General features: G+C 40.1%; 12 protein-coding genes. 5 read left to right on the top strand and 7 right to left on the bottom strand.

What is annotated here, in order from left to right; translation table 11 throughout:
• Nucleotides 1-5: 5 nt before the first annotated feature.
• Nucleotides 6-479: a hotdog fold domain-containing protein gene (locus ACFI34_RS11085; protein ID WP_006791419.1), complete on the bottom strand. Its 474-nt coding sequence runs from the start codon at nt 477-479 to the stop codon at nt 6-8.
• Nucleotides 480-661: 182 nt separating this feature from the next.
• Between ACFI34_RS11085 and ACFI34_RS11080 the strand changes: the two genes are divergently transcribed.
• The 4 genes from ACFI34_RS11080 (at nt 662) to ACFI34_RS11065 (ending at nt 5,454) form a co-directional block, all read left to right on the top strand.
• Nucleotides 662-1,837: a multidrug effflux MFS transporter gene (locus tag ACFI34_RS11080; RefSeq protein WP_462673523.1), complete on the top strand. Its 1,176-nt coding sequence runs from the start codon at nt 662-664 to the stop codon at nt 1,835-1,837.
• A gap of 515 nt (nt 1,838-2,352) precedes the next feature.
• Complete coding sequence (locus ACFI34_RS11075; protein ID WP_462673522.1) at nt 2,353-4,197, top strand: S8 family serine peptidase; 1,845 nt, start codon at nt 2,353-2,355, stop codon at nt 4,195-4,197.
• Between the two features lie 93 nt (nt 4,198-4,290).
• Complete coding sequence (locus ACFI34_RS11070) at nt 4,291-4,923, top strand: LysE family translocator (RefSeq protein WP_462673521.1); 633 nt, start codon at nt 4,291-4,293, stop codon at nt 4,921-4,923.
• A 66-nt stretch (nt 4,924-4,989) separates the two neighbouring features.
• Nucleotides 4,990-5,454, top strand: a complete 465-nt coding sequence (locus tag ACFI34_RS11065; protein WP_006791424.1) for a methylglyoxal synthase — start codon at nt 4,990-4,992, stop codon at nt 5,452-5,454.
• Nucleotides 5,455-5,463: 9 nt separating this feature from the next.
• Here ACFI34_RS11065 and yegD read toward each other — a convergent pair whose 3' ends face one another.
• The 6 genes from yegD to ACFI34_RS11035 form a co-directional block, all read right to left on the bottom strand.
• Complete coding sequence (gene yegD / locus ACFI34_RS11060; protein WP_462673520.1) at nt 5,464-6,828, bottom strand: molecular chaperone; 1,365 nt, start codon at nt 6,826-6,828, stop codon at nt 5,464-5,466.
• Between the two features lie 63 nt (nt 6,829-6,891).
• Complete coding sequence (locus ACFI34_RS11055; RefSeq protein WP_462673519.1) at nt 6,892-7,734, bottom strand: DNA ligase; 843 nt, start codon at nt 7,732-7,734, stop codon at nt 6,892-6,894.
• Between the two features lie 33 nt (nt 7,735-7,767).
• Complete coding sequence (locus tag ACFI34_RS11050) at nt 7,768-8,424, bottom strand: HAD family hydrolase (RefSeq protein WP_462673518.1); 657 nt, start codon at nt 8,422-8,424, stop codon at nt 7,768-7,770.
• Nucleotides 8,425-8,486: 62 nt separating this feature from the next.
• Nucleotides 8,487-8,786 carry a hypothetical protein gene (locus ACFI34_RS11045; RefSeq protein WP_058405052.1) on the bottom strand — a complete coding sequence of 100 codons (300 nt, stop codon included), beginning with the start codon at nt 8,784-8,786 and terminating at the stop codon, nt 8,487-8,489.
• Between the two features lie 114 nt (nt 8,787-8,900).
• Nucleotides 8,901-11,186: a TonB-dependent receptor gene (locus ACFI34_RS11040; protein WP_462673517.1), complete on the bottom strand. Its 2,286-nt coding sequence runs from the start codon at nt 11,184-11,186 to the stop codon at nt 8,901-8,903.
• A gap of 416 nt (nt 11,187-11,602) precedes the next feature.
• Nucleotides 11,603-12,463, bottom strand: coding sequence for a mechanosensitive ion channel family protein (locus tag ACFI34_RS11035; RefSeq protein WP_006791430.1), 861 nt, complete (start codon nt 12,461-12,463; stop codon nt 11,603-11,605).
• Nucleotides 12,464-12,772: 309 nt separating this feature from the next.
• Between ACFI34_RS11035 and ACFI34_RS11030 the strand changes: the two genes are divergently transcribed.
• Nucleotides 12,773-14,914 (top strand): M3 family metallopeptidase, encoded by a 2,142-nt coding sequence (locus ACFI34_RS11030; protein ID WP_462673516.1) that lies wholly within the window; start codon nt 12,773-12,775, stop codon nt 14,912-14,914.
• The last annotated feature ends 83 nt before the right edge of the window (nt 14,915-14,997 follow it).

Here is a 14,997-nt window from a genome sequence, read left to right as displayed (position 1 = left end):
GTAGGCTATTTTTTCTCAGTAATATACATTGTAATATCTGCAGTGAACACGAGTTCGTTGCGGGTATTATAAAGCTTAACGGGTACTACTAAGTCTTCTTTATCTATCCACTGGCGTGGTAAATCAATCTCAGCAATAGCCGTAACGTCTGTATCAACCTTTGCCAAATATTGTACGGTCATCCCCTTTGGGATCCAACGGTGGGTTTTTACCGGTACAGTCGCATCAACCATCACACCTGCACACAACTCAGCTAGGTTACACTGCGCAATTGCATGAATGGTTCCAATGTGGTTATGAACACTTCGGCGGTTTTTAACAACAGCGCTACAATGACCTTCTCGAAGGTCTAATACGTAAGGTTTCATAGAACCAAAGTAAGGGGCTTTAAAACAAACCGCCTTAGTAAAAAGCCAATTACCAAAGGGTAAGTTTTTAAATTTATGCCACGTTTTTACAAGTGGTGATTGATTTGCCATTATAGTTTTCCAGTTACAATTACTTTATTAACGCTAACACATCAGACCAGTTAAAAAAAGCCGTTTTAATCGCTGCTTTTACCACGTGTTTAATAAAAAATACGAATGACGACGTATGCATAGGCCAAAAGCCCTTTCTTTTTTATGAGTGCCCCCCTAAAATACGCGAAAAAGGAGACTCAATGCATTCACAACCCGCAAAACCTAATCTAACTTTATTACTTATCTTAGCGTTGCTTGTTATTTTTTGCCCTATGGCTATTGATATTTATCTGCCCGCCTTCCCTACCATAGCAGAGCAATTTTTGGTAACTGAGCAACAAGTGCAGCAAACCGTTGCCATTTTTATGTTAACTGTTGGATTAGGTCAATTAATAGCAGGGCCTTTAGCTGATAGATTTGGCCGAAAGCCTGTCGCATTAGTGGGTATAAGCTTATATGCAGGCTCTGCGCTACTTGCTTACTATGCCCCTTCGTTTGAAGTATTACTTTCTGCGCGTGCATTGCAAGGGTTAGGCGCATGCGCCACATTTGTTGTTGCTTTTGCTATTGTAAGAGATAAATTTGGTAGCGAGCGTAGCGGCCAAATTATTACCTACTTAAATGGCATTGTGTGCTTTATTCCTGCGTTGGCGCCCATTTTAGGAGCTTGGTTAACGGTTAAGTTTGGCTGGGAAATGAACTTCTTATTTTTAACTGGGTTTGCATTAGTAGGCTTTATTGTAACGCTATTCTTTTTTAGAGAAACACGACCAGCCGATAGCGTGTATCAGGGGCATATTCTCGACTTAAGACGCTTTATACCCATTATATCTACGCCACTATTTTTATTTAATAGCTTACTTTGTATGGTCACAATGTCGGTTATTTTGGTATTTGTCACTTTAGCGCCAGGGTGGATCATTACAGAACTTGGCGGCAGCGTAGCTAACTTTACATTTTGGTTTTCACTTAATGCCGTTTTAAGCATTATTGCCAGCTTTGTTATGCCGCTATATATAAAGCGCCACCCCAAACGTGCTTTGAAAATAGGGTTACTCCTATTGGTTGGCTCTGGTTTATTGATGCTCGTGTTTAGCCAATATAAATCGGCACTCGCGTTAATGATCCCCATGTTTGTGGCTGCATTTGGCTTTGCACTTACCCTTGGCTCTGCAGCAGGAAGAGCATTAAGCCTCTTTCCTAAACAAGCAGGAACAGCTTCAGCGCTGCTTGGTGCAATGCAAATGAGTGGAGCAAGTTTGCTGGTGTTCATCACTCAATTTTTACAATTATCGACCCCGATATTAATTGGCGTCCACTTTTTATTATTGGCGCCTTTTAGTTATTTGTTGTTTCGCAAAGCACAGTTTTCATAACCTACTTAACAAAAGTTAATCATTAGTGGGTAAGTAACTTATATTTACGCACTGTTAACTGGGATCTGTTGCCCCTTCAAAGTTAAATTTTCAGCAGCCTATGTAGTGTGGTTATTACCCATAAATTGGCGATAAAGCAGCATTAATGCCAAACAATCGCTGCTCAAGGGTTTCTTTCTAGAGGCTATCTACTCTTTGTTGCCTTCATGAATGAAGGTAAGGAGCGTGAGCAGGATGCGGAAGCTTTACTCAATTTTTACTTATTTTTACAAGGATGTAAGCCAGTTAAATAACGCAGAAACGGTTATCGACTGCTCACTAAGTTACAACTCTCATGCCGCGATTAAATAACCCCCAGTTTAAAAAACTTTAATCCGCAAAGATCAACAGACCCTAATAACTCAATCAATATTATTTCACTTTTATTAACAATCCAGTGTTGCAATCTAGGTACAAATCCTCTATCGTTAATTTAAGTTAACGAATGGTTAACAATATAGTTCTAGGATGTAAAAATGAAAAAAAATAAACTTGCCTTAGCATTAATTTTATCTGGTCTATGTGCTGCAAGTAATGCAAGTGCACAAAACGATCGTTTCGTAATTCAAGTCGATAACAACAAAAAAGGTGTCGTAAAAGCGCTTACTAAAAAGCTCGGTGGTGATATAAAAGTTGACGGTAACGGGTTTATTGCCGCTGAATTTACCGGCCACGATTTAACAAGCTTAAAAGGTTTACTGAATAACCCTCACATAAACCTTATTGAAGAAGACCAAAAACGTGTTCCTTTATCATTATTTAATGATGACGCTGGCAACGCAATGCAACAACAAATTACACCGTATGCTGTTTATCAATCTCAAGCTGACCAGGTAACATTTGACGCTAATGCGGGTATGAAAGTATGTGTTATTGATTCTGGCTTAGACAGTACAAACCCTGATTTCATTTGGGGAAACATCACAGGTGATAACGACAGCGGCACAGGTAACTGGTTCGATAATGGTGGGCCACATGGGACTCATGTTGCGGGTACCATAGGTGCAGCTGATAACAACTTAGGTGTTGTAGGCATGGCACCAGGTGTTGCTATGCACATAATAAAAGTATTTAACGAATCTGGCTGGGGTTATTCATCAGACCTAGCACAAGCTGCTAATTTATGTTCTCAGGCAGGTGCAAATATTATCAGCATGAGCTTAGGCGGTGGTGGCTCAAACAGCACTGAATCGAATGCTTTTGCTAACTTTACTAATTCTGGAGGCCTGGTAGTTGCTGCTGCCGGTAACGATGGCAACAACGTTCGTTCATATCCAGCTGGCTACCCATCAGTTATGATGGTGGGTGCAAATGATGCAGATAATCAAATTGCTGACTTTTCACAATTCCCGAGTTGTTCATCAGGTAAGGGAAGACGTGTTACAACTGACGAAACAGTATGTGTTGAAGTAACTGCTGGTGGTGTAGATACGCTTTCAACCTACCCTGCTGGCATGGCATCCGCTGCAAATATGTCTGCTGACGGCACACCATACGCATCATCTGCAATGGAAAATACTGGTCAAGCATCAGCATCTGCGTACTTTATGGGAACTGCACAAAATATTGATAATGGTGCTGCTGGGAAAGTGTGTTTAATCGACCGTGGTGTAGTTTCTTTTTATGACAAAGTGGCCAACTGTGAAAATTCAGGTGGAATAGGCGCTGTTATCATTAACAACGAAGCGGGTATGCTTTACGCAACACTTGGCGATACTAACAATACAACAATCCCGGCTGTGGGTGCCGCATTTGAAGATCGCACTGCACTGCTTGGAAGTACAACTGTCACCATAGATATTGGCGCATCTGACTATGGGTTCATGAGTGGTACATCAATGGCAACGCCAGCGGTATCGGGTATTGCTGCACTTGTATGGTCAAACCATAGTGAATGTACAGGTACGGAGATTCGTGACGCGCTAAAAGCAACTGCACAAGATCAAGGCGCAACAGGTCGCGATGATTACTTTGGGTACGGTATTGTAAAAGCAGCCGACGCAGATGCCTATCTAACAGCCAATGGCTGTGCGGGTGGCGATAATGGTGGCGGTGGTACTGACCCAGAACCTGTGGGTGACATAACGCTTTCTGCATCAGGTTATAAATCAAAGGGCACTAAGTATGTTGACCTTAATTGGGCTGGTGCAACAACAAGCCAAGTGGATGTTTACCGTAACGGTAGCAAAGTAACAAGTACAGCTAATACTAATAGCTTCACTGATAGAATATCGACCAAAGGTGGCGGCACATACACTTACCAAATATGTGAAGCACAAAGCACAACCGCATGCTCTAACAACTCAACCGTTACTTTTTAATAAAAACGTAACCTACAAAAGCGGGCAAAAGCCCGCTTTTTATTTACTTAGTTGCTTGATAAACTCACTCATATTTAGCAATCAATTCTAATAATGATTAATCCCGATTTTCTTTTCTCTTTTTTAATTGCTAGTTTTTTAATGGCGGTTGCCCCAGGCCCTTCGAATGCGTTTTTAATGGCACAAACATTCGCAAATGGCCGCACTGCGGGTATGCAAAGTGCGTTTGGTTTTGCATTAGGTGGTGTTGTGCATACCTTTTTTGCCGTAATAGGCTTAAGTGCTATTTTAAAAGCATCACCAGTTGCCTATAGTGCTGTTCAATATGCCGGTGCAGCTTATTTGTGTTATTTAGGCTTTATGATGATAAAAAGCACGGCTACTGCCACACAAACACAAAGTGAAAATAAGCCACACGTGAGCACAGCTAAAAAGTCTAATGTGATGTTTCAAGCCATGATGACCGAGGTACTTAACCCTAAGGTCGCTTTATTTTTTATTGCTTTTATTCCACAGTTTGTAGACCCGAACTTATCATCAGCCACTTTTCAGCTCGCATTTTTTGGCCTGCTATACCCTATTTTTGCTTTTCCAATAGACTGCACGTATATTTATTTTGGCGACAAGATCGCACAGTTTTTTAGGCAGCATCCAAATAGTCAACTTTGGATTGATAGAGTAACGGGAATAATATTTATTACCCTCGCTATTAATCTACTATTATAACTTTCCTAAATATTGCGAACAGTTGGTGTAACTATGAGCATTTAGGCACAAATAAAAAGAATTAATATGGAACAAAAAACGCAATCTCTCCCTGCAAAAAAAAATATTGCCCTTGTTGCTCACGATGGCAAAAAAGCCGCACTAAAGCTGTGGTGCGACAAACATAAAAACACACTGAGCAAACACACCTTATACGGCACAGGTACAACGGGGCATTTAATTCAAAAAAGTACAGGGCTTGATGTTGTTCAGCTTTTAAGTGGCCCAATGGGTGGCGACCAACAACTGGGCGCCAAAATAGCAGAGCATGAAATTCATGTTTTAATATTTTTTTGGGACCCTTTAGCTTCTCAGCCTCATGACCCTGATGTAAAAGCATTACTGCGCTTAGCGGCAGTGTGGAATATTCCTGTAGCGTGTAACGAGGTAAGTGCTGATATGCTGTTAAGTTCTCCTTTAATGGAAAACGAGCTTGAGCGTACCTTGCCAGATTACGAAAAATACCTCGCAACCCGACAAATAAGTCTATAAGCCTTTAAGCTACTTATAAAGCATGCTGGCCCATTTAGTCAGGCCAGCAGTTACGCTACCAAAATGGTCACCATTGACCATATTAATATCACCTAAGTGCTCGCTAAGTGCTGCTTTGATTAGTGGAGACTGCGCACTGCCCCCCGTTAAATAAATAACGTCTGGTGTTGTTTGTGCATCGCTTATTGCTTGTTTTGCCAAAGTGACTATTTGGCTAATACTACTTTCTACAGCTAGCGATAAATCATGAACAGATAAGTTTTTACTAAGTTCAGTATCTAAAAAGCGCAAGTCACAGTTAAAGTCATGTGTTGACGAAAGAGCTATTTTTGCGGCTTCACCTTGTTGAACTAGTTGATGCCCTTGTTTATTTTGTTGTAAGTGAATTAAGCGTTTATAAAGGTCTGGTGCACTTACATCTCGCAACTGTGCATTAAGTTCACGCGCCTGACTTTCACTGTAAAATTGGCTTTGCAAATTAACATCGTTAATTTTACATGCCTGCCAAAACGGCTGATTTGGCAAAGGTAATCCCGACTTAAATGTACTGCCAAGCCCTAATAAGGGCATTAACCCGTGAAAGCTCAATGCAATATCTAAATCGTTTCCGCCAACGCGTTTACCGCTGTGAGCTAAAAAGTCGTTATCGCGCTGGCTATTTCCTCTAAAACTTGGGCCCATTTGCACAAACGAACAATCACTGGTCCCCCCACCAATATCTATAACCAACACTTTCTGATCGTGTGTTAAATCACTTTCGTAATCGATACCTGCTGCTAGCGGTTCGTATAAAAAATTAACGTCTTTAAAGCCTGCACGTTTTGCAGCTCGCTCTAAAATACCCACAGCTTGCTGGTTCGACTGTTCACCGCCTACCGCCTGAAAGTTTACAGGGCGGCCAATAACAGTTTGAGTAAGCTCTTTTTCTAAAGACTGCTCTGCGCGTTGTTTTATTTTTAAGATCATTGCCGTTGCAATGTCTTCAAAAAAGTTAATTTGGCCTTGCTTTAAACCGGTTGCACCAAAAAACGATTTGGGTGACTTAACAAAGTACCCTTCTTCAGGAAATTGAACGTATTCACTAATTGCTTCACGGCCAATAAATAAGGTTTCATCTGAAGGTTGTAAATCAAGGTCTGATTTAATTCGAGGCAATGAATTTAAAAGGGCTTGGCGCTGAGATTTAAAATCTTGTTCATGCGCGGTTCCTTTCAAATGCTTAGCCACAAAATCAACTACCAAAGCACTATGATGCGTATAAAGTGTAGAAGGTAAGTAATGCTTGCCTTGCTCTAAAGGCACTAACTGAACATTATTATTGTTCATTACACCCATAGCACAATTTGAACTACCGTAATCAAAACCTACAAACATATACCACCACACATTACCAAAAAGGCCGCGCAATTTAGCATATTTAAGATCACTTTTAAATTGCTATATGCTTTCTCGCACTCTTAAAAAGCTAGCAAAGCGAGGAAGGCCATTTTTAGTCAACCCATGAAAACGATAGGTAACGGTGCTACCAATGGCCGGTGGGTTTTGCCGTTGGGCATCGCTAAATCCTGTACCAATTGAAAATAGCTGCCCAGAGGCTGACTTAACGCGCAGCGCACCAAGCATCCCCGTGTATTTCCCTTTACCCGGTAAATAAGCAATGACAACCGCCTCAGCATCAAGGTAAGGTTTTAACTTTAACAAAGCACCACTTCGTCCACTTTTGTGTTTTGCATCAGCTAAGTGCAACATAACGCCTTCTGCACCCAGCGAAGTTATGTTATTAAAATAGTCAGAAAGCTGTTTGTTATTTTTAAATCGACGCTGTTTAACGGCTTGGATATGGGGCTGATTAATATGTGTAACAAGTTGGGTGTAATTTTTATAACGCTCACTGAAAGGTAGGGTTTTATCTGGCATATCAAATATTTTGTAAGTGACAGTTTGCCAGTCTTGGTTATTTGGTATTTTAGTTCTTACTATACCGCTTAATGCAGCAAAATGTGCCCGTTCAGTCCAAAGCTCGCCATCTAACCATATGTTAGGCAGTGATGAAGTAAACCAAGGTGGTGCATTAATCACATTACCTTTGCGAGTAACAAACTGTGTGCCGGTCCATATGGCTCTTACACCGTCAAATTTTTCGCTAACTAAATACGCACTAATATCATTGTGCTTTTCTTCATCATATACTTTGGCTAATAATACAGAAGGCTGAGAAGTATAAGCCGAGCAGCTAAACAAAATAACCGTAATAAATAACATCCATTTTATAGCAATCATTAGCGCATCCAAGCTAGGTAATAGTGACTTAAACTATAGTTGAGATTGCACCCATTGCCAAAACTCATCAAGGTTACCCATGCAATAGGTCGCTTTGCTAAAGTCATGATCTTTGGTGTGGCTATTAGCAATAGCAACCACCCTTAAACTCGCATTATTTGCGGCGCTTACGCCTGTAAATGTATCTTCTACGGCTATCGCATTTTCTGGCTTTATGTTTATTTGCTTTAAAGCGAGTAAATACGGGTCGCCTGCAGGCTTGGGATTAATTACATCGTCTTTAGTAACAAGTGTGTCAAACAGCTCATAAAACCCTAATCCTTTTAGAATTGGCATAGCTTCGCTTGTTGCACTACCGGTGACAAGTGCCATTTTTAAGCCACTATTTTTAACCGCTTTTAACGTTTGTACTACATATGGCATAAGCGGTGGTAAGTTCGTTTTGACGTACTCACCAAATAATCGGTATTTTTCAGCAGCTAAAAACTCAGCACTAACTGATAAGTTATTCTCACTTTTAATTTCAATTGCCGCTTCTAGTGTAGGACGCCCTGAAAACCGCTGACAAAATTCATCTTCTAAATAACTTACCTCAAATGGCGCTAACAATGTGCTCCAACATACAAAATGCATCGCTTCTGAATCGACTAGCGTGCCATCCATATCAAATAAAACGGCCTGTAAGCTCATGATCTCTCCTTAAATTAAAGTGCTAAAAAAAGGTGCTAGAGCACCTTTTTTGTTTTTCATTATTACTGCGTTAAACCCGCCGGCGGCTCACCAAAAGCTTCTTCACCGGTTTCAATATCAACTAACTCATAGCCACGGGCTTTACGAACCACCTTAAGTACAGGTTTTTCAAAAGCAGTTTTTAAGCGCGCCGAATCATCTTTTAATTCATCAAGCGTTGTACCAAACGGTGCTGCACCTGTTTCAGACCAATTAGTTACTTTACCATTAAGGTTATATTCTACTTCGTGTATTTGATATTGCGCTGCTTCATCTTTTGTTGCTTCACAAAAAATTACACGGTAATTCCAAAATCCAGCCATTATATTTCTCTATCAATAAACCAATTATGCGCTACTTTAACAGTTCTAAAAGGGATCACAAAATAAAAAGCCTGCACATGGCAGGCTTTTAAATGCATATTTCTAATCTACTAATTAGAAGAATTTAACTTTAAATTCAGCACCAACATAACGCTCTTCATTAACAATACCTGTGTTATTGTTAAAGTCGATTGCGCCTATTGCTTGTTGCTCATCAAATAAGTTACGAACAAAACCAGCAACTTCGTATTCGTAGTCACCTTGTGCCCATCTGTAACCTGCACGAAGACCAACTTCAGTTAAAGGCTTGCCTTCAAACTCTACAGACTCATATAAGAACATGTTGATTTTGCTGCGGTAAGAAATGTCACCATTTGCAAAGAAATCACCATCTTCAAGCTCTTTAGTGTAACGAAGTGTAAAGTTAGAAATCCACTCTGGTGCATGCGGTAAGCTGTTACCGTCTAAAATTGCACGAGCTTCAGGACCAAAAGGACCTGCAACTTGGAAAGTTGGATCTGTCACAGTACACTGGCCACACACAGCTACAGCTAGGTCATTATCTTTAAGCTCAGTTTTGTTATAGCTTAAGTTAAATGTTGCATTAAGCTCATCGCTTAATACCCACTCAGTGTCTAACTCAAAACCGTAGCCCGTGGTTTTATCTGCATTGATTAAGCGGTTAAAGTTTGCACCACCACCTACAGCAGTCAATTGCTGATCGCTCATTGTGTAGTAGAACACAGTTGCGTTTACGCGACCTTGTCCGTCTAACACGTCTGATTTAATACCTGTTTCAAATGAAGTTACGGTTTCAGAATCAGCGGTTGTTACTTCATCACCAAATAAAATACGACCTTGCAAGCTTGGTGCACGGAATGTGTTCGCTACACGGCTGTACCAGTTTACGTCCTCGTTTACTTTGTAGTTTGCAGATAAATCCCAGCTCACGTGGCTATCGCTAACATCTTGCTCGATAAATAAAGCACCACCGCCAATAGGGCTTAGTGTACGATCTGCAGAGAAGTCTTTTTCATCATCAGAGTAACGAAGACCCGCTGTTACTTTTAAATCATCAGATACAACATAATCAACCGAGCCAAATACTGCCCATGCTGTTGTGTCTTGCTGCTGTTTTACATACCCGTTTAAGGCGCCAGCATTTGGTGATGAAAATGTGTCGTAGCTAAAGTTTTCAATTGTTAGTTCTTCATCAAAGTAAAAAACGCCCACTTGATAGTTTAAGTCGCCGTCAAAGTTACTTGATAAACGAAGCTCTTGAGTAATTTGATCTTGCTCAGGGATACCATCGGCACTTTCTGAAGGGAAAGGAATAAAGCCAGGCCCCATGTAATCAGGAAGGAAGACAGCACCGTAACCACCGTCAATATCACCACGAGAGTATATTTCAGCGCTTTCCCATGCAGAGATAGACGTTACAGTGTGGTTTTCAAGATCCCACTCAAGTCTTAGACTCATACCTTCAGATTCTACTTGTTGAGTAGAACGAGCACCGGCATCTTGATATACAACATCGTGCTCATAATTATCGACTAATTCGTTAGAACCAGACTCAATAACATTTGCGCGGAACGCGATAGGTGAACCATCTAAATCACGTGTGTGATAGTTTAATAAAGCAGAAAAATCATCGCCTTCGTATAAAAACTGAATACGTGCTGCTTTTTCAGTATAACCGCCCTGTTGATCTTTAGCTTCAAAATTAGGTGCTTGGTTATCAATGTAATCATCTTTATCTTGCCATAATAATGAAACGCGAGCAGATAAACGATCTGTTAACGCACCACCTACAGCACCTTCAGTGTCTACTGCGCCACGGCTTCCGTATGAAACCGCACCGTAACCGTCGAACTCTTGGCTAGGTTTAACTGAGTCAAACTTAACAAGGCCTGCAGGCGTATTACGGCCAAATAAAGTACCTTGCGGACCACGTAATACCTCTACGCGTTCAACATCAAATACAGGAAAGCCTTTTAAAATCGCATTTTCTTGAACAACTTCATCAACAACTAACGATACAGGTTGAGACGCATTTAAATCGAAATCCGTGTTACCTAAACCACGTACGTAAAAACGTGGGAAAGAACGGCCAAATGAAGATTCGATAGACAAGCTTGGAATTTTTGCGTTCATAAAACGAATATCCATGCCTGCCGAGCTGTATGCATCAAGGTTATCACCTTGCAGTGCAGATACAGCTACAGGCACCTCTTGAGCATTTTCTACACGTTTACGAGCAGTAACTTGAATAACTTCTAATTGGTTATTTTTTTTAGCCGTTTCTTCTTCAGCAGCAAATGAAGAAACAGAAGTGCCAGCAGCAGATAATAGTGCGGCATTAATGATTGTCGCTATTGCAGATTTTTTAATTGCTTTCATGTCGGGTTTTAACCTTTTGTATGCACTCTTGTTCAACGGTTTTTTGTGTTGCGCAATGTATTCATTGCGGGCTCGTACAATTTTTCGCGACTTGGCTATATGCGCGCGGACCTTATTATCGAGAGTACAAAAACGAAATAATAAGGCTGAACGAACGAGTGAGATTATACCACTGTGTGATAAATTTACTGCATAAAATATTTGTAATTTTGAAACTTTTTTGCAACATTTAACCACAAGATAGCGACTTTTTATTACTTTTTAGATGTAAAAACCCAAATATAAGGACATATGTCCTTATCAATAAAACTACAAATAAAGTAGCAGTTTTAACGTTTTAACTAAAAAACCTAAATTAGGAACAGTTTTTGCTAAGGTGAAAAACCGCACTAGCCGGTTTTTTCCTCAATGCTTTATCACGTTCGTTTTAAGGCTATTTCTCCATCTATGTGAATGTCTCGTTGAGGGAACGCAATCACTACATTATTTTGCTCAAATACATCGTACAGACTAAAGCGAATATCACTGCGCACGGTTCTAAGCATGGTTTCAGATTCAGCACATACCCAAAAAACAGCGTTAAAAACTAATGAGCTATCGGCAAAGTCGTCAAAAAGCACTGCCGATTTTGGTGTTTTTAAAATCGCTTTATGCTCATCAAGCACCTGTTGGATGAGTTTTTTAACTAAAACTACATCCGATCCATAAGCAACACCTACGCTTACCGACGAGCGTGCATTCCCATCAATTAACGTCCAGTTTGTTACGGTGTTTTCTAATAATTGGCTGTTGGGGATCAACATATGTACGCCATCATTTCGACGTATACGCGTTGAACGAGTATTTATAGTTTCGACGACACCTTTAGCACTGCCGACTTCTAAAAAATCACCTATTCGAATGGGGCGTTCCCACATTAATATCCAACCGCTTATAAAGTTATTAATTATATTTTGCGCACCAAACCCCACGCCTATTGCTATGGCGCCAGATACAAACGCAAAAGCCGTCAATGGAATATTTAATACTTCTAGCGAGGTAAAAACTAAAATGGCGATACTTAAAATAAAATAAATACGCGTAAATAAATGAACAGCATCTTGGCTTATTTTTTTTGCGAGTAAAGTTCTCTTTATTAACTTGCCAATGTGTGTCACCACAAACCACATTGCAAATAAAATAAGCGGCACCTGAATTATTTTTGCCACTGTGAGTTGTATATCGTTGTAACTAAATACAACAAAAGAAAGGATTTCGTTTATTTGTTCTAAATTCATTTATTTTCCAATCGGGAGTCTTTAATTTTATTATAGGGTGAATGTGTTTTAATTAACTAACCTTAGCACGCCACAATGCAATTTAACTGACTTTAAAAAATACACTTTGTTATTTTGCAGTACTTGTGCCACCAAAAAACAATCAACACAAGCTACTTTTACCTACCTAAACATCTATTTTTAGCTAATTTGCGTTTAAATCCTGCATAATCTCGATAAACTTTATTGTATATAAATCAAAATTTGGTAAGTTAAGTGGGTTTTTCGACTCGAAGAGCCTATTCCGGCTAATCTTTCTATGGAGTTATTATGCGTAAAACCCTAATCGCCACTACAATTGCTAGTGCATTATTACTATCTGCCTGTTCAGAAAATAAATCAGAAACACAAACAATGGCAAAAGAAAGCGCAGCACAAGTGCAAGACGTAAACGCAAGCAATGTGTTATTCAAACCAAGTCCTTTACAATACATGGCACCTGAGTTTGATAAATTTGGTACTAAAGATTACGAAGCTGTATTCGACGCGGGTATTGCAGAGCATACAGCTCAAATTCAAGCAATTGCTAATAACCCAGAGCCAGCAACATTTAAAAACACATTAGTTGAAATGGAACTATCTGGTGAGTTATTGAACCGTGTATCAACGGCATTTTATAACTTATCGGGCTTAATTTCAGATGACGAATACCAGCGTATTAGTAAAAAAATGGCGCCAGTATTATCGGCTCACTCTGATGACATTTATTTAAACGGTGCTTTATTCGAGCGCGTTCAAACAATCTACGATAACCAAGCAGCACTAAGCGCTGAAGATCAACGCCTTGTTGACTTTTACTACAAGCAGTTTGTAAAAGCCGGTGCTAAATTAAGTGACGAAGAAAAAGCAAAAATGCGCGAAATTAACGCACAGCTTGCTAATTTATCTACTGCGTTTTCACAAAACGTTTTAAAATCGTTTAAAGAAGATGTGATTGTTGTTACTGACAAGTCTAAACTTGCAGGCCTTTCTGAGGGTGAAATTGCAGGCCTTGCAGCTGCAGCCAAAAAAGCAGGTAAAGATGGCTACATGATCACGCTTGTGAACACCACGCAACAGCCTATTTTATCGAGCCTTGAAAACCGCGAATTACGTAAGCAAATTTTTACTGCATCAGCAAACCGTGCAGCACAAACTAATGGCCCTATCATCATTGAAGAAACTAACTTGCGTGCACAAAAAGCAGAGCTGTTAGGCTACAAAGACTGGGCTTCGTATGTAATGACGTCGCGTATGGCGCAAACAACTGAAAATGTATATGGCATTTTAGATGACCTTGCCCCTAAAGCAGTTGAAAAAGCAAAAATTGAAGCCGCTGCTATTCAAAAAGTAATTAATGATTCGGGCGAAAGCTTTGAACTTAAACCTTGGGATTGGGCATTTTACGCTGAAAAAGTACGGGCTGAAAAGTACGACCTAGACCCTGCGTTAGTTAAACCTTACTTTGAAATGAGCTCAGTAATTAACGATGGTTTATTCTTTGCAATGAATAAACTGTACGGTATTACGTTCAAAGAACGTCAAGACTTACCGGTTTACCACGAAGATGTAACCGTTTATGAAGTATTCAACGCTGACGGCAGTGCAATTGGTTTATTTTACATGGACCCATACGCACGTGAAGGCAAGCGTGGCGGCGCATGGATGAGTGCATACGTAAGCCAAAGCGGCTTAAAAGGCACTAAACCTGTTATTTATAACGCGCAAAATATTCCAAAGCCTGCTGAAGGCGAGCCAACGCTTATGACCTTTGACGAAGTGTCGACTATGTTCCATGAATTTGGTCATGCGGCTCACGGTTTATTCTCAGATGTTAAATACCCAAGCCTTGCTGGTACTGCAACGGCGCGTGACTTTGTTGAATTTCCATCTCAAGCGCATGAAGATTGGATGATTGAGCCTAGCGTACTTGCTAATTACGCTAAGCACTACAAAACAGGTGAGCCAATTCCACAAGCATTACTTGATAAAGTATTAGCATCGCAAAAATTCAACCAAGGTTTTGGTACTACTGAATATTTAGCTGCTGCTTTACTGGATATGGAATGGCATTCATTTGGTTCAGATAAGAAAATCAATGATGTTCAAGAGTTTGAAAACGCAGCACTAAAAGCTCATGGTATTGATTACTACCCTGTACCACCGCGTTATAAATCAAACTACTTTAGCCATACTTTTGCTGGCGGTTACTCTGCGGGTTACTACGCCTACCTTTGGACTGAAGTATTTGCAGCCGATGCGTTTGCACACATGGAAAACAACGGTGGTTTAACACGTGAAAACGGCGATAACTTCCGTAAAGAAATCCTATCAAAAGGTAATAGCCGCGACTTAATGCAAAGCTACATTGAGTTTAGAGGTCAAAAACCAACAACCGACGCACTACTTAAGCGCCGTGGTTTAGTAGAATAATAACTTATTATTTTTAATATAAAAGCCCGCTTGCGGGCTTTTATTGTTTATACCTTAATTTATAACAGATAAACTTAGCCAAT

The organism is Pseudoalteromonas sp. PSi26, from assembly GCF_054960575.1.
Note: the sequence above shows the minus strand (reverse complement) of the source record. Positions and strands in the feature narration are given on the sequence as shown.